At 67.9% G+C, this 16,860-nt stretch carries 19 protein-coding genes and 1 pseudogene; 13 read left to right on the top strand and 7 right to left on the bottom strand.

Annotation, left to right across the window (positions count from 1 at the left end; translation table 11 throughout):
• The first annotated feature begins 1 nt into the window (after position 1).
• Positions 2-274 carry a DUF2277 domain-containing protein gene (locus QT386_RS03330; RefSeq protein WP_289272318.1) on the top strand — a complete coding sequence of 91 codons (273 nt, stop codon included), beginning with the start codon at positions 2-4 and terminating at the stop codon, positions 272-274.
• Here the strand turns inward: QT386_RS03330 and QT386_RS03325 are convergent, their stop codons facing one another.
• Entirely contained in the window at positions 275-1,126 is an 852-nt protein-coding gene (locus QT386_RS03325) for a hypothetical protein (RefSeq protein WP_289272317.1), read from the bottom strand. It abuts the gene before it with no gap.
• 3 nt (positions 1,127-1,129) lie between these two features.
• On the bottom strand, positions 1,130-1,846 hold the full coding sequence (locus QT386_RS03320) for a TetR family transcriptional regulator (protein ID WP_289272316.1): 717 nt from the start codon (positions 1,844-1,846) through the stop codon (positions 1,130-1,132).
• A gap of 127 nt (positions 1,847-1,973) precedes the next feature.
• Here QT386_RS03320 and QT386_RS03315 point away from each other — a divergent pair, with 127 nt between their 5' ends.
• The 6 genes from QT386_RS03315 (at position 1,974) to QT386_RS03290 (ending at position 7,749) form a co-directional block, all read left to right on the top strand.
• On the top strand, positions 1,974-3,488 hold the full coding sequence (locus QT386_RS03315; RefSeq protein WP_289272315.1) for an NAD(P)/FAD-dependent oxidoreductase: 1,515 nt from the start codon (positions 1,974-1,976) through the stop codon (positions 3,486-3,488).
• A 275-nt stretch (positions 3,489-3,763) separates the two neighbouring features.
• Positions 3,764-4,084 (top strand): 2Fe-2S iron-sulfur cluster-binding protein, encoded by a 321-nt coding sequence (locus QT386_RS03310; protein WP_289272314.1) that lies wholly within the window; start codon positions 3,764-3,766, stop codon positions 4,082-4,084.
• A 209-nt stretch (positions 4,085-4,293) separates the two neighbouring features.
• Complete coding sequence (locus QT386_RS03305) at positions 4,294-5,514, top strand: helix-turn-helix domain-containing protein (RefSeq protein ID WP_289272313.1); 1,221 nt, start codon at positions 4,294-4,296, stop codon at positions 5,512-5,514.
• A gap of 50 nt (positions 5,515-5,564) precedes the next feature.
• Positions 5,565-6,242, top strand: a complete 678-nt coding sequence (locus QT386_RS03300; RefSeq protein WP_289272312.1) for a glutamine cyclotransferase — start codon at positions 5,565-5,567, stop codon at positions 6,240-6,242.
• Positions 6,243-6,342: 100 nt separating this feature from the next.
• Positions 6,343-7,113, top strand: coding sequence for a thioredoxin family protein (locus QT386_RS03295; RefSeq protein ID WP_289272311.1), 771 nt, complete (start codon positions 6,343-6,345; stop codon positions 7,111-7,113).
• A gap of 15 nt (positions 7,114-7,128) precedes the next feature.
• Positions 7,129-7,749, top strand: coding sequence for a hypothetical protein (locus tag QT386_RS03290; protein WP_289272310.1), 621 nt, complete (start codon positions 7,129-7,131; stop codon positions 7,747-7,749).
• 69 nt (positions 7,750-7,818) lie between these two features.
• Here QT386_RS03290 and QT386_RS23315 read toward each other — a convergent pair.
• Positions 7,819-8,268, bottom strand: a pseudogene (locus QT386_RS23315) (nuclear transport factor 2 family protein); the annotation flags it as partial.
• Between the two features lie 185 nt (positions 8,269-8,453).
• Between QT386_RS23315 and QT386_RS03285 the strand changes: the two are divergent.
• Positions 8,454-9,398 (top strand): DMT family transporter, encoded by a 945-nt coding sequence (locus QT386_RS03285; protein WP_289272309.1) that lies wholly within the window; start codon positions 8,454-8,456, stop codon positions 9,396-9,398.
• Between the two features lie 10 nt (positions 9,399-9,408).
• Here the strand turns inward: QT386_RS03285 and rnk are convergent, their stop codons facing one another.
• Complete coding sequence (gene rnk, locus QT386_RS03280) at positions 9,409-9,807, bottom strand: nucleoside diphosphate kinase regulator (RefSeq protein WP_289272308.1); 399 nt, start codon at positions 9,805-9,807, stop codon at positions 9,409-9,411.
• A 350-nt stretch (positions 9,808-10,157) separates the two neighbouring features.
• Between rnk and QT386_RS03275 the strand changes: the two genes are divergently transcribed.
• The gene (locus QT386_RS03275) at positions 10,158-10,649 is read left to right on the top strand and encodes a nuclear transport factor 2 family protein (RefSeq protein ID WP_289272307.1); all 492 of its coding nucleotides are present in this window, start codon (positions 10,158-10,160) and stop codon (positions 10,647-10,649) included.
• Between the two features lie 35 nt (positions 10,650-10,684).
• Complete coding sequence (locus QT386_RS03270; protein WP_289272306.1) at positions 10,685-11,101, top strand: DUF1801 domain-containing protein; 417 nt, start codon at positions 10,685-10,687, stop codon at positions 11,099-11,101.
• Positions 11,102-11,109: 8 nt separating this feature from the next.
• On the opposite strand, the gene QT386_RS03265 is transcribed toward QT386_RS03270, so the two are convergent.
• From QT386_RS03265 to QT386_RS03255, 3 genes are all read right to left on the bottom strand, one after another.
• On the bottom strand, positions 11,110-11,484 hold the full coding sequence (locus QT386_RS03265) for an iron chaperone (protein ID WP_289272305.1): 375 nt from the start codon (positions 11,482-11,484) through the stop codon (positions 11,110-11,112).
• Between the two features lie 57 nt (positions 11,485-11,541).
• Positions 11,542-12,066: a hypothetical protein gene (locus tag QT386_RS03260; RefSeq protein ID WP_289272304.1), complete on the bottom strand. Its 525-nt coding sequence runs from the start codon at positions 12,064-12,066 to the stop codon at positions 11,542-11,544.
• A gap of 142 nt (positions 12,067-12,208) precedes the next feature.
• Positions 12,209-14,626: a hypothetical protein gene (locus QT386_RS03255; RefSeq protein ID WP_289272303.1), complete on the bottom strand. Its 2,418-nt coding sequence runs from the start codon at positions 14,624-14,626 to the stop codon at positions 12,209-12,211.
• 106 nt (positions 14,627-14,732) lie between these two features.
• Between QT386_RS03255 and QT386_RS03250 the strand changes: the two genes are divergently transcribed.
• The 3 genes from QT386_RS03250 to QT386_RS03240 all read left to right on the top strand — a co-directional run bounded on the left by QT386_RS03250 (position 14,733) and on the right by QT386_RS03240 (position 16,846).
• Complete coding sequence (locus QT386_RS03250) at positions 14,733-15,386, top strand: TetR/AcrR family transcriptional regulator (protein ID WP_289272302.1); 654 nt, start codon at positions 14,733-14,735, stop codon at positions 15,384-15,386.
• A 58-nt stretch (positions 15,387-15,444) separates the two neighbouring features.
• Positions 15,445-16,011 (top strand): hypothetical protein, encoded by a 567-nt coding sequence (locus QT386_RS03245; RefSeq protein ID WP_289272301.1) that lies wholly within the window; start codon positions 15,445-15,447, stop codon positions 16,009-16,011.
• A 103-nt stretch (positions 16,012-16,114) separates the two neighbouring features.
• A complete protein-coding gene (locus QT386_RS03240; protein ID WP_289272300.1) occupies positions 16,115-16,846 on the top strand; it encodes a lytic transglycosylase domain-containing protein in 732 nt (243 codons plus the stop codon).
• The last annotated feature ends 14 nt before the right edge of the window (positions 16,847-16,860 follow it).

Genomic DNA, 16,860 nt, shown 5'->3' with positions numbered 1-16,860 from the left:
CATGTGCAGGAACATCAAGACGCTGTTCAACTTCGAGCCGCCGGCGACGGACGATGAAATCCGCGCCGCAGCGCTGCAGTTCGTGCGCAAGCTCAGCGGCTTCAACAAGCCCTCGAAACTCAATGAGGCTGCCTTCGAGCTGGCCCTGGACCAGGTCAACGAAGCCGCAGCGCTGCTGATCCGCTCGCTGGTGACATTGGCGCCGCCCCGTGATCGCGAAGTGGAGAAGGCACGCGCGATCGCGGCCTCGGCCCAGCGCTTCAGCAAGACCTGATCAGGCGCGTCGCAGCCGCGGCGCTACATGTAGCGCCATGACGCGTGTCAGCCCCAGCACACCGACCGCCGTGGCGAGCGCCGCCGCGAAAGCCAGCGGGATTGCGGCATGTGGCAGCAACAGCGCTAGCGCGCAGCAGAAGGCGGCGAAGGACCAATAGCCCAGCACCATGCCGCGCAGCAGCAGCACGGTGAAACCAGCGCCCTGGTGGTGATGCGAGAACACCGCCAGCACCGCGGCCATCACCGGGAACATTGCAAGCAGGCCGCTCAGCTGGGGCCCCAGCCTCGCGGAAAAGTGCGTGACCAGCAGCACCAGGACGGCAGCCGCGATCATGCGCAGCGGGATGTCGGCCCGCGAAGCCGGCCTGGCGGCAGCGGGCATCACCGGTGGCGCCTGCGGATACAGGCGCGGCACCAGCAACAGCGCACAGGCGGCAGTCGCCGCCGCCACGGGCAACGCCGGCACCCACAGCGTCATCAGCGCTACGGAAGCGAAGTAACAGGCGAATCCGGCCAGCGACGCCAGGGGCCAGGAATGACGTGTCGCCACCCAGGCATACGGCAGGCCAAAGGCCAGGATGCAGAGCACCGCCGAAACCGTGGCGGTAGCCGCCTGCGCGGCGAACACCGGACCCTGCTCCAGCGCCACGAACAGCAGGATCGGCGCAGACACGACCGGAAAAGCCGACAGCCAGCCCGCCACGCTCGCACCCCAGCGACGCCCGGCCAGCGTGACCAGTGCGATCAGCAGCGGGACGAGCGCAAGCTTGGTCAGCAGCAGCAAGGCACTCATCGGAACAGGGGTGGCGGTAGGGCGGCCATTCTGGGGGTGCGCTGCAGCGTTTGCCACACCCTACTTCCTGGCAGCCGCCTTCTTCTTCGGCGCCATCGCCTGCAGCCCCATTTCACCGACGAACATGCGCAGGATGAAGCGCTCGGCCCGCTCGCGGATCTCGTCGCGGCGCTGAGGTTGTTCCAGGTAGTCCATCGAGAAGAAGGTCATCTGGTAGATCACCTGGCGGGCGATCTCCTGCATGGAAGCCTCGTCGGTCATCGGTGCATCCAGCATCTGCTGGATGTCCTCGGCCATGTCACGCGCGAAATCGTCCAGCAGCTTGCGCACGGCCGCGCGCATCTTCGGCGAGCTGCCATTGAGTTCACGGATGCCGACGACGTAGGCAGTGGGATGCTCGGTGACGAAATCCAGCACCAGGCCCACCGTCTCGCGGATGTTCTGGCGTCCGGCGTCGTTGACGATGCCCTTGGTGGAGACGACCGGGCCCTGGCGGCTGCGCGCCAGGCGCAGGCGGCGCTCGCGCAGGCCCCGGCGCAACTCGCCGCCCATCATGTCCACGGCCGCCAGGCCCAGGTCATCGAAGTCGCGGAAGTGGCGGTAGAAGGCGTTGGGCGCCAGGCCGGCGCAGCGGGTGACCTCGCGCAGGCCCAGAGAAGCCAGGCTGCGCGTGGTGGACGCCAGCTCCAGCGCGGCGTCGATCAGCTTCTGGCGGCCACCCGAGCCGCGGCCCATGACACTGACGCGCTCAGGGGAATCATCAATATTGTCTTTCATATCAGCTGCTTGTGTCGCTCCGACACCAGACACTGGCGGAAATGATATTGACATGAATGTGGACACTCGTCTACTTTTTGTGGACGGTCGTACACATTCATAACGAACACGTCACGAGGAGCTGCAGATGCAAACCGAACACTTCGACGTCCTGATCCTGGGCGCCGGCATCTCCGGGATCGGCGCGGCCTGCCACCTCGAGCGCAAGTCCCCCGGCAAGACCTACGCGATCCTCGAGCGTCGCCAGAACGTCGGTGGCACCTGGGACCTGTTCCGCTACCCGGGCATCCGCTCGGACTCCGACATGTTCACCTTCGGCTTCAACTTCCGCCCCTGGTCCGAACCCAAGGTGCTGGCCGACGGCGCCTCCATCAAGGGCTACCTGCGCCAGACCGCCGAGCAGTACGGCGTGGACCGGCACATCCGCTTCGGCACCAAGGTCACCGCAGCCTCCTGGTCCAGCGAGGAGCAGCGCTGGACGGTGACGGCCGAGACCGAGCCCGGCGGCAAGGTCCAGGTGCTGAGCTGCAACTTCCTGATCGGCGCCACCGGCTACTACAACTACGACACGCCGTACCGCCCCGCCTTCCCGGGCGAGAAGAACTTCAAGGGCCCCATCATCCACCCGCAGCAGTGGCCGGAAAACCTCGACTACGCCGGCAAGCGCGTGGTGGTGATCGGCTCTGGCGCCACCGCCATCACGCTGGTGCCGTCCATGGCCGGCAAGGCCGCGCACGTGACCATGCTGCAGCGCTCGCCCACCTACATCATGACGGTGCCGGCCATCGATCCGCTGTCGCCCAAGCTGCGCCGCTTCCTGCCGGAGATGGCGGTCTACCGCATCACCCGCGCGCGCAACGTCGGCCTGCAGCGCCTGCTGTACCAGGCCTCGCGCCGCGCGCCCAAGGCGGTCAAGCGCCTGCTGCTGGCGCAGGTCAAGGCGCAGCTCGGCGGCAAGGTCGACATGAAGCACTTCACGCCGAGCTACAACCCCTGGGACGAGCGCCTCTGCGTGGTGCCCAATGGCGACCTGTTCAAGGCACTGAAGAAGGGCAGCGCCTCCATCGTCACCGACCAGATCGACAGCTTCACCGCCAAGGGGATCAAGCTCAAGAGCGGCGAGGAGCTGCAGGCCGACATCATCGTCACCGCCACCGGCCTCAACGTGCAGTTGCTGGGCGGCGTGCAGGTGGACGTGGACGGCGAGCGCTTCAAGCCCAAGGAGCACATGACCTACAAGGGCGTGCTGGTGGAAGGCGTGCCCAACGCCGCCATCATCATCGGCTACACCAACGCCTCGTGGACGCTGAAGGCCGACATCGCCAGCGAATACATCTGCCGCGTCATCAACCACATGGACAAGAAGGGCTACGGTGCCGTGGTGCCGCAGGCCGAGGGCGAGACCCCGGTGGAGAACGAGACCGTGATGGGCGGCCTGAGCTCTGGCTACATCCAGCGTGCCGCCGACAACCTGCCGCGCCAGGGCAGCAAGCGCCCCTGGAAGGTGGTGCACGACTACGTGCGCGACGTGCCGGTGCTGCGCTACTCCCAGATCGAGGACGGCATCCTGAAGTTCAGCGCCAAGGTCGCCGCCGTGGCCACCAAGCCGAAGAAGGCCACGCGCAAGACGCAGGCCGCCTGAGCAGGCAGGGCTTCAAGCCGGGGCGGTGCAGGTAGGGAATACCTGCACCGCCCTTTTTCGTGCCGGGCGCCCGGGAGTCCGCCCGATCGCCGAAACAGGACCGCCCAAGCGAACCGCCTTGACTTCGAGGTCTGCTGGATCAGCCTCGTCACCAAGCGGATGAAGATCAAGGTAGAGTTCACCGGCGAACTCAACGGCAACGTGCTCAGCGACAAGGCCAAGGCCGGTTTCATGGGTTCCTACCCCTTCACTGCAACCAAGGCCTGATCCACGCCATGCCGAAGATTCTCTTCATCGAACACAGCGGAAAGGAACATCTCGTCGAAGCGGAGGCCGGCAAGAGTGTGATGCAGGCCGCTGTCGAGAACCTGGTGCCCGGCATCGTCGGCGACTGCGGCGGCGCCTGCTCCTGCGCCACCTGCCACGGCTATGTCGATGCCGCCTGGGGGTCCAAGGTGGAGCCCAGGGGCGAGGCCGAGGAGATGATGCTGGAGGGCGCCATGGACGTGCAGTCGCACAGCCGCCTCACCTGCCAGATCATGGTGAAGCCGGAGCTGGATGGCCTGGTGGTGCGCCTGCCGTCCTCGCAGTCCTGATGCCTGCCCCCCCCGGGATGCGGGGGAGCCTGTACCCAGCAGCCCGCGCAACAAGAACAGCGCCTGTGTCCGACAGCGGGAGCGACGAAAGTCGCGATGGCAGCTTGCCGCAAAGGATCGCGATCTGCGTCGCTCCTCCAGGCAGACGTTCCGCCGTCACTCTCCCGACATGCCCCCCTGCTTCTGCCACACCGCGTTAAGCTCCGCCGATGGACTCCCTGATTGCCGCTGCCGCACGCGCATTGGCCACCGGAGACGCGCTGGGCGCTCTCAAGCACGTCTCACTGCGCGACGATCCTGCAGCGCTCGCGCTGCGCGGCATCGCCATGGCGCAACTCGGCGAGCACGCGCGTGCCCGCGAGCTGCTGCGCCGCGCTGCGCGCGGCTTCGGCCCCCGCGAGAATCTGGCACGGGCGCGCTGCATCGTCGCCGAGGCCGAGGTGGCGCTGGCCATGCGCGACTTCCAGCAATCACCGCGCGTGCTGGAAAAGGCCGCACTCGTGCTCGAAGTTCACCGCGACCGCGCCAATGCCCAGCAGGCGCGCCTGATCGCTGTGCGCCGCCTGCTGCTGCTCGGCCGCCTCGACGACGCCGCAGTCGCCCTGTCGCGGCTCGACGGCCAAGGCCTGCCGGCGGCCCTACTGGCCGTCGCCGAGATGGCCTCGGCGGAGTTGTCCTTGCGCTCGCTGCACACCGCCGCCGCACGAGCGTCCCTGACACGCGCCCGCGACGCCGCAGCGCGTGCCAGCGTGCCCGCATTGCTGGCCGAGGCCAGCGAGGCGCAAGCCATGCTGGAGCGCCCTGCTGCGCGGCGCCTGCACCATGGCCGGCAACAGCCACTGCGGCTGCATGAGGTCGAAGCTCTCTTGTCCTCGGACACCCTGGTGATCGATGCCTGCCGCCGCGGCATCGGCAGCGCGGAGCACTGGCTGCCGCTGGCACGCCGTGCGGTGCTGTTCGCGCTGGCGCAGGCGCTGGCCGAGGCCTGGCCCGGCGATGCCGATCGCAATGTGCTCATTGAACGCGCCTTCCGCAGCAAGCGCCCCAATGAAACCCATCGCGCGCGCCTGCGCGTGGAGATCGGCCGCCTGCGCGCGCTGATTGCCCCACAGGCCGGTATCGTGGCTAGCGCGAGCGGCTTCGCGCTCCAGCCCGGCGATGCACGCCCGGTCGCGGTGCTGGTGCCGCCCATCGACGGAGAGCAGGCCTCGCTGCTGGCGATCCTGGCCGACGGTGCGCCCTGGCCCACCTCCGCCCTGTCGCTGGCGCTCGGCGCCAGCCAGCGTACCGTGCAGCGCGCACTGCGGGTACTGACGTCCCAGGGGCGGGTGCGCAGCATCGGCAAGGCCCGCTCGCAGCGCTGGCTGGCGGCGCCGCTGACCGGAATCACGACGAACTTGTTACTCCCGGCCCTGCTGCCGCAGGGGTAGATTGCTCCCCATGGCGCCGCCACCGGCGCTAGCCACACAGGAGCACCGGCATGAGCGACCACCGCAAGACAGCAGCCCGCAGCAAGCAAACCGTACAGCACGCCGAGATCGTGCGCGAATACGGACCCTTCGGGGATACCAAGGCCGTCCACGGCGTCACCCACGACGGCCAACGCGTGTGGGCCGCCGTTGGCGCCCGCCTGCTGGCCATCGACCCCGCCAGTGGCGAGATCGCCCGCTCGCTGCCCTGCAGCGGCGATGCCGGCACCTCTTTTGACGGCAAGCACCTTTACCAGATCGCCGAGGCACGCATCGACAAGATCGACCCCGCCACCGGAAAGATCCTGTCCTCCATTCCCGCGCCCGGCCACGGCGCCGACTCGGGCATGGCCTGGGCCGAGGGCAGCCTCTGGGTCGGCCAGTACCGCGAGCGCAAGATCCACCAGATCGATCCCGACAGCGGCCGCATCCTGCGCAGCATCGAATCCAACCGCTTCGTCACCGGCGTGACCTGGGTCGACGGCGAACTGTGGCACGGCACCTGGGAAGGCGACGAGAGCGACATCCGCCGCATCGACCCGGACAGCGGCGAGGTGCTGCAACGCCTGCAGATGCCCAGCGGCATCGGCGTCAGCGGGCTGGAGTCCGACGGCGCCGGGCTGTTCTATTGCGGCGGTGGCGGCAGCGGCAAGCTGCGCGCCGTGCGGCGCCCGCGCCAGGTCAAGTAAACCCTCCGGCACCGCGAACGCGTGCCGCCTTTGGCGGTGCGCTCCCTCTCCCTCGTCCCGAACTCGTCCCGACAACGGCTCGTAGAGCCAGGAGCAAAACATGAGTACTCCAAGCTACCCCGCCTCGCTGGCCCAGCATCCCGTCGTCCCCCACGACCAGTGGATCGCCGAACGCCGCGCCCTGCTGCGCCGCGAGAAGGAGCTGACCCGGCTGCGCGACCAACTGGCCGAGCAGCGCCGCGCCCTGCCCTGGCGGCGTATCGAACAGGACTACGCCTTCGACACCCCGGCGGGCCGCCGCTCGCTGGCCGATCTGTTCGACGGACGCCGCCAGCTGGTGGTGCAACACTTCATGCTCGGTCCCGGTTGGCAGCAGGGCTGCCCGAGCTGCTCCTTCATGGCCGACCACATCGAGGGCGCCCGCCTGCACCTGCAGCAGCGCGACATCACGCTGACGGCGATCTCGCGCGCACCGCTGGCCGAGATCGAGCGCTTCCGCAAGCGCATGGGCTGGCAGTTTCCCTGGGCCTCTTCGCAGGGCAGCGACTTCAACTACGACTTCGGGGTCAGCTTCAAGCCCGAGGAGCGTGCGCGCGGCGAGGTCTACTACAACTACGAGCTGCAGGCACTCTCCGAAGAGGAGGTGCCCGGCATCAGCGTGTTCTACCGGGACGACGCCGGTCAGGTGTTCCACACCTATTCCACCTACGGCCGTGGCGTGGAGCTGATGATGGGCGCCTACGAGTTCATCGACCTGACGCCGCGCGGGCGCGACGAGGACGGGCTCAGCTATCCCATGGCCTGGGTGCGCCACCACGATCGCTACGAGCCGCAGGCATCCCAGTCCGGCTGCGGCTGCGGCAAGGCCTGAAGCGCGACGCGAGCCATGGACAGCCTCTGGCCCTGGCTGACGATCGCTGGCCTCGGTGCCCTGCATGGGCTGAACCCCGCCAGCGGCTGGATGTTCGCCACCACCTGGGACCGGCAGGAGGATGGCGGGGCACGCACCTGGCGAGCCCTGCCATCCCTGGCGCTCGGTCACCTCGCTTCGATCACGGTCGTGGCCTGGCTGCTCACGCGCGGCGCGGCCATGGACCCCAGCGTGTTCCGTCTCATGGCTGCCGGTCTGCTCGCCGTGGCCGCCCTGCACTGCCTGCTGCGCGGCGCGCGGCGACACCGCGCCCTCTGCCGCGAAGCCGGCCCGGCGAGCATGGCGCTCTGGTCCTTCCTGATGGCCTCTGCACAGGGCGCCGGCATGATGCTGACCCCTGCGCTGGCGCCGATGTGCCTGGCAGGCGGCAGCGCGCGCCTTCCCGGCCCGCCGCTGCTGCCGCTGATGGGCCTGGCGCTGCACCTGGCAGCCATGCTGCTCACCACCGGACTTGTCGCCAGCGGCATCCATCGTGGCCTGGCGCGCCATCCCCACCGGCCGGGCCCCGGCACGCTGCAGCGCGGATGGCCGGTGCTGCTGGCCGGCACCGCCCTGCTGCTGGTGCTGTCGCGTTAGCGAGGACTTCCGCCGGCGCCGCGCCCGCCAGGCGGGGGAGTGCCGCTGCCCCGCCTTGATCGACTGCCGCCGCAGCCAGCCGGAGACATGCAGCGAGAACAGCGGCGTCACGAAGTCCTCGCGCAGCCGCGTGAGCCGCGAGGTCTTGATCACCCAGGCCCCATCGCGCTTCTCGTAGGTCTCGCGGTAGTACCCGTGGCCGCGGAAGTTGAACCCAGGCGCAAAGCGCAGGAAATCCTCCAGCAGCCAGATGCCGCGCGCCGTGTTCGCGGAGAGCAGCTCGATCTCCGGCCCATGCACCATGTGCACCGTGGCCTGCTGCGGCTTGCCCAGCCTGTCGCAGACGAAGTCGATGAACTCGTCCACGCCCTGGGTGCGAATGCCGCCGGAATCCGAGGTATTGCTGATGAAATCCTCGGCGAAGAGCCCGCGCCGGGCATTCCAGTCCTTCAGGTCCAGGAAACGGCAATAGCGCGCCTTGATCTTGCGGATGGCCTCGATCTCGATCAGGGTCTCCATGGCCTTCGCTCAGTCCGGCCAGGCGCCATGGGTGAGGCGCACGAGTCCTCGGACGAGGCTACTCCAACTCCCCCGCGGCAAGGCCTGCCGGACATCGGCCGTGCCGCCTGGGTCAAGAATCAGGCTGCCGCCTTGCCGCTTCACTGTCACACTAGCGCCCCTGCCCCCAAGACCCCGCCCTGGCGATGGCCCCGACACCGCGCGAACCCGAGGCTGCCGCCAGCCCGCCCCGTCACGCCCCCTCACCCGCACACCCCCTGCGCGGCGTCATGCTGGTGATGCTCGGCGTGTTCGTGTTCGCCTGCATGGACAACACCACCAAGTACCTGGTGACGCGCTACGACGTCCCGCTGGTGGTGGCGATCCGCTACATCGTCAACGGCCTGCTGATGGTGATCCTGCTCACCCCCAGCCACGGCAAGCGGCTGGTGCAGACGCAGCGCACCGGGCTGGTGCTGCTGCGCGGCGTCTGCCTGGCGGCGGCATCACTGGTACTGGGCCTGGCCCTGCAGCGCATGCCGGTGGCGGAGATGACCTCCATCGTCTTCCTGTCGCCGATCCTGGTGATGCTGGTGGCCGGGCGCCTGCTGGGCGAGCAGGTGGGCGCGGCGGGCTGGGTGGCCGCCGCACTCGGGTTCACCGGCATACTGCTGATTGCCCATCCGGGCGGTGGCCTGGACCCCGTGGGCACCATGCTGGCGCTCTGCGGCGTGGTGGTGACCGCCGCCTACCAGTTGCTGTCACGCATCCTCGCCAGCACCGAGCACACGGTTCCCATGCTGTTCTGCACCGCGCTGGTGGGCAGCCTGGTGTTCGGCAGCCTGCTGCCCTGGACCTGGGGCGGCCCTCCGCCCTCCACGCTGGAGCTGCTGCTGTTCTTCGGCGTCGGCGCCATGGGCGGCCTCGGTCATTATCTCTTCACCGCCGCCCACCGCTACGCGCCCGCTTCCGTGCTGGCACCGATCATGTACGCACAGCTGGTCTGGGCCGGCCTGCTGAGCTGGATGGTCTTCGGCCACGTGCCGGACAGCATGGCGATCCTGGGAATGTGCGTGATCGCCGCCTCCGGCATCCTGGTGGCGCTGAAGTCCCGCTTCACGCGGCAGGCGATGGCCGAACCGGCGGAGTGAGGGTGCGCCCTCAGGCACGAGCAACACCGGTCACCGCCAGCACCGCCTCGCGCCCCGCGATCTCGCAGGCGATGCGCTGGCCCCGGCGCAGACCGATCAGCGCCGCCCCCACCGGCGTCATCACCGACACGCGCCGCAGCGAGGGATTCGCCTCCGTCGGCATCACCAGCCGGATGGTGTGCTCGGCACCGCTGTCCTCGTCGCGATAGCTGACGGAAGAACCCAGCGTCACCACGTCGTCCGGCATCTGGCCGTCCGTGATCAGTTCGGCGCGGTCGATCTCCTCGATCAGGCGGCGCGCCACCTCCGGCGCCTGGCGCAGCCATCTCTCCGCCAGGGCGCGCAGTGGCCCCGCCAGCGATTCGGCGATGAGCAGGGGCGGTGATTGCAGCAATGGATCCACTTGCATGGGAACCTCGTGATTTTCATGAACGGCAAGGCGCAACGCGCGCGCAGCGATGCACGCGACGTGGCGAGGGAGAAGCTGTGTTCCGTCACCCCGGGCTTGAACGGCGCGCAATGGCGCGAAGCCCGGGGCGGCTAGCCTTCGAGCAGAGGCCCCCGATGGGGTTTGGCGCAGCGGACGGAAAGGACGTTCATGAACCGATCATCGGCCGCGTTGCCGGTGGTGTCAACCGCAGGCCTCTTGCCGTGGCAAGCAGCAAGGGCCCGACTGGAACCTTCGTCTCCTTCATTCAGCCGATGTGTGAAAGTCCCCGGCGGCCCAGGCTGCGGTCATCCACACCAAGGAGCACCGTCATGACCGGGATCGAAACGCTGCTGGCCATCGAGGAGATCAGGAACGTGTTCGCGCGCCGGCTGCGCTACATGGACCTCAAGCAATGGGACCTGTACGGCAGCGTCCATACCGAGGACGCCTGGTCGGAAACCTACGGCGACCTGCCGGCGGCGCTGCAGCCGCAATCCGGCGGCGTGCGCAACAAGGTCGTCGGCCCCCGGGCGCTGGCAGAAGCCATCCGGCACTTCATGGAGCACCGCACGCCCATTACCTCCGCGCACCACGCGCACACGCCGGAGATCGAGCTCACCTCCGACACCACCGCCACCGGCATCTGGCCGATGGAGGATCACCTGTGGTGGAAGGACGGCGAGCGCGAGGAGTATCTTCATGGCTACGGCCACTACCACGAGCACTACCGCAAGGTGGAGGGTCGCTGGCTGATCTGCTACCGCAAGCTCACACGGCTGCGCGTGGACCGCTCACCCGGATTCTACGACCGGTTGATGTGAGCCCGCGCGCATCGTCGCTTTCCAGGGAGGAACACATGAAGAAGCCGGCAGCTGCCGAAAGCCCCTCGGCCTCAGAGCTGATCGACGGCCGCATCGCCGAGCTCGGCGACTGGCGCGGCCAGACACTGGCCCGGATGCGCCAGCTCATCCGGCAGGCCCTGCCCGAAGTCGTGGAAGAGTGGAAATGGATGGGCACGCCCGTGTGGTCGCAGGACGGCATCCTCTGCACCGGCGAGAGCTACAAGGCCGTCGTCAAGCTCACCTTCGCCAAGGGCGCCGCACTGCAGGACCCGGCCAAGCTGTTCAACGCCAGCCTCGATGGCAATACCCGGCGCGCCATCGACATCCGCCAGGGCGAGGAGATCGACGCCGAGGACTTCAAGGCCCTGATCCAGGAAGCCGCCGCGCTCAACGCCGCAGGCAAGAAGGCCAAGCCCGGGCGGGCCCACTAGGACCCGCCTCACCAGAACGCGTCGTCCTTGCGCGCACGCACGCCCTGCCAGCAGCGCTCCGCCAGCCGACGCACCAGGTCTTCCGGAAACGGAGCCTTGTATGGAATCTGCAGCGTTCCCTTGGTGGTCGGCTGCCCCACCAGTTCGTCGCGGAACGACTCCAGCGCCGTCGCGGTCGGCGCAAAGCTCAGGTGCGCCTTGTGCGCCGAGAACGCGAACACGAAGCGCGGCTCCACGAAGAACGGCGTGCCCCACTTGATCGCCTCCTCGGCGTGCGGGGCGACGCTCTTGAGCAGCGCATGCATGCGGCGCAGGTGCGGCTGGCCAGCCGCCGGCGCGGCGCGGATGTATTCGTCGATCGTCGTCGGACGCTTGCCGGGCATCTCAATCTCCTTCATAGCAGCGCCATGACTTCAGCTGCATCGTCTCACTCACGCAGCTTACTGGACCACAAGATACTCTTGATTCACCAATCGCCAGAAGGGTCCGTCTGCCTTCTGGAAGTAGGCCAATGCGCGGCCATGGCCAGGCTGCACGCACAAGACTGCTCTGTCACGGCCTGGGTTGAATCCCGCACGGGACAAGCCGATGACGCGCGTCCGGGCGAAGGAGGGTTCCTGGTACCGCAGTGCATGCAGGCGCTGCGCTTCCTCGTACCTGACCACGTTGGCCAACTGCGCGAGCTTTTCAAATCGCCGGGGGATCGCATCTGGCCCGTTCGCACGCAGCATGTCGCGCAGGGCCTCCGCATACTCCGCAGGCACTCGATCCACGCTGGCGCCACATGACCAAACCTGGCTCATGAAGGCAATGTCCTTCATGGCGGGCTCAGCGTTGAGCGACTGGAGGTAAGCGACGTACAGCTTCATCTCGGCATCACGATAGTCGTTCCACAGCACGACACACGCGGCGACGCCCACGACCACGGCGACAGCCAATGCGGGAATGCTTTGCTTTCGTGTCATGACCCGGATAGGGACGGTTCGCCCACCGGCAGTCAAACCGGAAGGCCAGCACGCCAAGGCTATACGAATCCGCACGCCTCTCCGTCAAAAGATGCTGTCCGCCCCAGGACACGTTCTGGGGCGGGCAAGCATTGCTGGCTCCTCAGAGCGTCTTCAGGTACTCGATGATCGCCTTGCGCTCCATGTCGGTCAGAACCGACGTGAACGCATGGCCCTGGTTGCCCTGGCTGTAGAGGTTGGTGTTGAACACCTTGCGGTTCTCGATGTTCTGCTGCGTCATCATCAGGCCCTCGGGCCGCGGCAGGTTCCAGGTCAGGCCGATCAGCTTGTAGATTTCGCCCAGCAGCGCCTGCACCGGCGAGGGCGCCTCGGGGTTCAGCGGGTTGCAGGCGATGTAGGGCTGCGAGCCGGCGGCACCGCAGGGAATCTCGTCGTACTTCCAGCCGAGCTTGTCGAAGTCGTAGGCGCGCTGCAGGTTGGTGTCGAAGCCCATCACCACCTTGCCCGCCTGATCCTCGCGGGCCGGCGTGGAGCGGCGCTTCCAGATGTTGGGGCGCTCGCTGTGCGGGTCCAGTACGCCCCAGATATTGGGCACCGAACCGTTGTGGAAGTAGGGCGCGGCGGCCCAGGTGCCCCACAGCGGCGGAGCCAGGTAGATCGGCGTCAGGTCGTCCGTGGAGCCGGCATTGCCCAGCCCGCACGACACCACCGCCTGTTTCAGGATCGCCGGGCTGACGCTGCCGTCGCGGTTACGCAGGCTCTGCATGGCGTCGGCGTAGACCGGATCGGTGCCGACGACCGCCGTCGGCACGGTGTAGGCCGCGATGCCCGCCAGCTCCGGCGTGTCGAGGTAGGCCGGGTCGTGGGTGTAGCGTGGCGAATAGGCACCGTGGCAACCCGCGCAGGAGCCATTGCCCTGGTCCGGCTTCGGTCCCGGATTGTCGAGCCCATCGCCCCAGAGGTTCTTGGAATGGAACAGGATGGCGCCCTGCTCCGCCAGCGCCGTGTCGATCTCGCCGGGGAACTTCGGCGAGGCCAGTGTCTCCGCCCAGGTCTGGAAGGGACCCGAGTGCGCATCCATCCAGGCCAGCGCCTCGTCGCCACCGCCGCTCAGGCTCTTCACCAGGTCGTAGTACGCGGCCAGGTCGATACGCGAGGAATCGGTGGGCAGCACCGCGCCGTGGAATTTCTGCGGACGGTACGCCAGGTTCCACCAGGGCGGGCTCTTGATGTTGCCGATGGCCTGGCTCAGCACGATCTTGTCATTGAGCAGCAGCGCGGGATCGCCGTTGCTGAACAGGATGAAGGCAAGCTGGAAGAAGTCGATGGCGCCGGTACCGCGGTTGGTCGAGGTGGTGACCAGCGACAGCGCGGAGTTGGCGCCGAAGCCGGCGAGTCCTTCCGCCTTGCTGAAGTCCGAGCTGGCCACGGCGAAGTCGCCGATGCTGCCGGCACCACCGAGCTGTGGCCCCATGCCCTCGCCGTCGGCCACGGTACCGAGCTGGCCGTTGTGGCAGAACAGGCAGACCTTCTGGCCGATCTCGCCGGTCCAGGTGCCATCGGCCTTGCGGATCTGCGTGAACACCATGGGCAACTTGCCGGAGCCGCCATTGGTCTTGTTGGGATCCTCGCCCGGCAGCGGATAGGGGTTGGGCACCAGGCTAGCCGGCGAGCCATAGCGCTCGGCCACCAGCTCGTCGAAGTTGCTGGGCCGCTCGTCCATGCCCCAGGCGGATTTCCAGAGCTGGTTGTATTTTTCGGCGGACAGGCCGCTGACATTCTCATTGCCGCCGGCAAAGCTCAGCGGCGTGCCGACCTCACCCTGCCCATGGCCCACGAACAGGCCCAGTTTGGACTGCTCCCGCATCTCGCCACAGGTCTTGGGCCGCGGCACGCCGTTGTCGCAGGACTTCCAGTAGGCGTTGAAGGCCACCGCCTTGCCCTCGTTGACGCCGGGCACCACCAGCGTGCGCGGATCCACCGGCAACACCGCGCTGTCGGCCTTGCCCGCACAGAAATTGGACCAGGCGCCGCCGCCGCGCGGGCCGCCGAGCAGCGGGAATTCGGTGATGGCGCCGAGATTGCCCAGCGCACAGGCGGAGGGATTGTCATAGCCCTGCAGCAGTGCATCCATCTCGCGGTAGGCGTCGCTGCCCACCGGCCAGGGCGCGCCAGCGCTGTGCGTGCGCGTATCGGTGCCGGAGGCCATCTTGAGGATGCGGGACTTGCCGGCACCATTGCCGCCCAGGCGCAGCCAGGATTCCTTCAGCAGCCGGGCATCCTGGGCTGCATCCTTGTCGAGCTGGAACAGCCTGCCATCGGCAACGTCCGCCACGCCACCCGGCACATGGCAGCTGCGGCAGAACTCCAGGCGCGGCTGCACACGCTTGGTGAAAAGCTCATCGCAATTCTTCACCTGCACGCTGTCGCGCGGGCCGGTAACACCGCCACCCGTGGCAGGGTCACTGCGGCCGCCGTACTCGCCGCAGGCGGACAAAAGGATGGCACCGCCAAGGGCGGCAAACAGGAACAACGGAGTACGCAGGTTTCGCAGGCTCATGGCTCTCCTCCACGGCGGCGATATAGTCCCGCTAAGATAAACCGAGTAATTGCTCGGAACCACTCGGATTGAGGGTGCCGGGGCCGACGGTCCGGAGGGGGTTGGGATGGCGAGACAAGCAACTGATCTGCAACTGAAAAAACATCCCAAGCAGGCGCGCTCCCGGGCCACCGTGGACGCTCTCTGCGACGCCGCTGCTCGGCTTATGGAGGAAGAAGGCTACGCCGCCGTGACCACCAACCGCGTGGCCGAGCGGGCCGGTGTCGGTGTCGGCTCCCTGTACGAGTACTTCCCCAACAAGCAGTCGATCGTCGCAGCCACGCTGGCGGCGGCGCTGCGCGAGATCGTCGCCGAGGTCGGCCGCAGCCTGCACGAGGCCCTGGCCCTGCCCGACCAGCCGCGTGCCGGCATCGACCACTGGATCCGCACCATCATCGCCGCGCTGGAAGCCCGCGCCGGCCTGCTGCGCGTGGCGCTGAGCGAGGTGCCCTTCCTCGGCGAGATCCCGGAGGCGCGCGGACTCTCGCAGAGCCTGGAACAGATCGTGCGCAAGGGCCGCGACAAGAGCGCCGCCGTGGTGCGGCTCTACGACACCGAGGCCAGTGCCTGGCTGCTGACCAGCATGGTGTGGACCGCCATGCAGCAGATCGCCCTGCACCGCCCGGATCACCTGTCGCGCGAGCGGCTCGTGGAGGCCCTGGTTGAAACCGTGCTGCGGCAGCTGTACGAGGCTCCGGGCCTGGCGAAAATGAGAGAATGAGCAAAAGCGATGGGCGCCGCTGAACGGCGACCGCCGCCTCTCCACCGAAGGACGCCCCGTGACGCTTGCCACCCTCATCACCCACGCGGACTTGGGCGAACTGCTCGCCAGTGCCTTCCAGAAGGAGACACCGAAGGTGTCCTCCTCAGAGTCCGATCTCGGCCAGGCGCTGCAGCACTTCGCAACGCCCGCCGACATCCACGCCAAGGTCGCGCAATGTGCCGCCGCCGGCCTGCACGATTACGCCTTCGGCTTCTGGTATCCCTCGATGATGGGCCGCCCCATCGAGCGCAAGGTGATCCTCGATCCACCGCGTGAAGGCCACGCCTTCCGCCACTCGTTGACGGGGTGGGGGCTGATCCACCTGCACCTCTACTTCACGCAGCCACGCAAGCTGCAGTGCCGCATCGCCGTCAACTCGCAGACGCGGGCACTGTCGCGCCAAGCGCGCTACCCCGAACTGGGCGCCGTCTCCGACTGGGACTGGCGCGTGGTGGAGTCCTATGCCTTCCGTCTGTCCCGCAAGCTCGCAGCGATGGGCCCCACCATGCCGGTGACGTCACAGGCGGCGGAGCCAGAAGCAGCTACGCCGCCCTCGCCGTGGCAGCGCGCGAAACACCCTTGAGGAATCGGCGCCACCCTTGCGCAAGGTGTTGCCGGAGCGCGGACGGAGGGTGGCGTTCTGTCGGCAGACCGCTGTAGGCTGCTGCCCCATGGGGAAACTACCGTTGAACGACATACTGCGCTCGCGCTGGCAGGTTGGGCTGCGCGCCGTGCTTTTTGCCATGCTCGGCACCGCCAGCCTGCAGGCTGGCGCCGAGCCGGTGAAGCTCTACTTGCACAAGGAACGCGGCATGCCGGTGTACACCAGCCTGCCGCCGGACAACGTCGAGTACACCGTGGTGTATCCCGGCTCCGGCGCGGCCCGTCCTGTGCTGAGCCTGCCCCCCTCGGAGGTCGCGGCCGACAAGCCCGCTGGCACAGACCCGGAGGCCCTGGTCGGCTGGGCGGCGTCGTGCAAGGGCGTGAGCCGGCAGGCCATGGACGAGCGGGCCCTGCAGTGGCAGGACCTGGTGACCAAGCATGCACAGACGCATGGCGTGCCGGCCGCACTGGTGCATGCCATGATCCGTGTCGAATCCTGCTTCGATCCGCGAGCCCTCTCGCGGGTGGGCGCGCGCGGGCTGATGCAGCTGATGCCCAGGACCGCCGCGCAACTGGGCGTCACCGACAGCTTTGACGCCGACCAGAACATCGCCGGCGGCGTGCGCTACCTGAGCCAGCTGCTGACCCGCTTCGAGAACGACACGCCCTTGGCGATCGCCGCCTACAATGCCGGCCCCACCGCAGTGGACACCTACGGCGGCGTGCCCCCCTTTAGCGAAACCCGCAAGTACGTCGAGCGCGTGCTCGCGGAGTACCGCGGCAACAAGGCCGCGGCGAAGAAGCCCAGGAGCTGAGGCGCACGCCAGAT

The organism is Solimonas sp. SE-A11, from assembly GCF_030345715.1.
Classification (GTDB): domain Bacteria; phylum Pseudomonadota; class Gammaproteobacteria; order Nevskiales; family Nevskiaceae; genus Solimonas_A.
The sequence above is the reverse complement of the archived record's forward strand: the minus strand, read 5'-3'. Positions and strand labels throughout refer to the sequence as shown.

Bases quoted from the DNA above. Each gene is read 5' to 3' on its own strand.
- QT386_RS03330 (WP_289272318.1), top strand. From the start codon at position 2: ATGTGCAGGAACATCAAGACGCTGTTCAACTTCGAGCCGCCGGCGACG.
- QT386_RS03320 (WP_289272316.1), bottom strand. From the start codon at position 1,846: ATGAAAGACAATATTGATGATTCCCCTGAGCGCGTCAGTGTCATGGGC.
- QT386_RS03315 (WP_289272315.1), top strand. From the start codon at position 1,974: ATGCAAACCGAACACTTCGACGTCCTGATCCTGGGCGCCGGCATCTCC.
- QT386_RS03310 (WP_289272314.1), top strand. From the start codon at position 3,764: ATGCCGAAGATTCTCTTCATCGAACACAGCGGAAAGGAACATCTCGTC.
- QT386_RS03305 (WP_289272313.1), top strand. From the start codon at position 4,294: ATGGACTCCCTGATTGCCGCTGCCGCACGCGCATTGGCCACCGGAGAC.
- QT386_RS03300 (WP_289272312.1), top strand. From the start codon at position 5,565: ATGAGCGACCACCGCAAGACAGCAGCCCGCAGCAAGCAAACCGTACAG.
- QT386_RS03295 (WP_289272311.1), top strand. From the start codon at position 6,343: ATGAGTACTCCAAGCTACCCCGCCTCGCTGGCCCAGCATCCCGTCGTC.
- QT386_RS03290 (WP_289272310.1), top strand. From the start codon at position 7,129: ATGGACAGCCTCTGGCCCTGGCTGACGATCGCTGGCCTCGGTGCCCTG.
- QT386_RS03285 (WP_289272309.1), top strand. From the start codon at position 8,454: ATGGCCCCGACACCGCGCGAACCCGAGGCTGCCGCCAGCCCGCCCCGT.
- rnk (WP_289272308.1), bottom strand. From the start codon at position 9,807: ATGCAAGTGGATCCATTGCTGCAATCACCGCCCCTGCTCATCGCCGAA.
- QT386_RS03275 (WP_289272307.1), top strand. From the start codon at position 10,158: ATGACCGGGATCGAAACGCTGCTGGCCATCGAGGAGATCAGGAACGTG.
- QT386_RS03270 (WP_289272306.1), top strand. From the start codon at position 10,685: ATGAAGAAGCCGGCAGCTGCCGAAAGCCCCTCGGCCTCAGAGCTGATC.
- QT386_RS03265 (WP_289272305.1), bottom strand. From the start codon at position 11,484: ATGCCCGGCAAGCGTCCGACGACGATCGACGAATACATCCGCGCCGCG.
- QT386_RS03260 (WP_289272304.1), bottom strand. From the start codon at position 12,066: ATGACACGAAAGCAAAGCATTCCCGCATTGGCTGTCGCCGTGGTCGTG.
- QT386_RS03255 (WP_289272303.1), bottom strand. From the start codon at position 14,626: ATGAGCCTGCGAAACCTGCGTACTCCGTTGTTCCTGTTTGCCGCCCTT.
- QT386_RS03250 (WP_289272302.1), top strand. From the start codon at position 14,733: ATGGCGAGACAAGCAACTGATCTGCAACTGAAAAAACATCCCAAGCAG.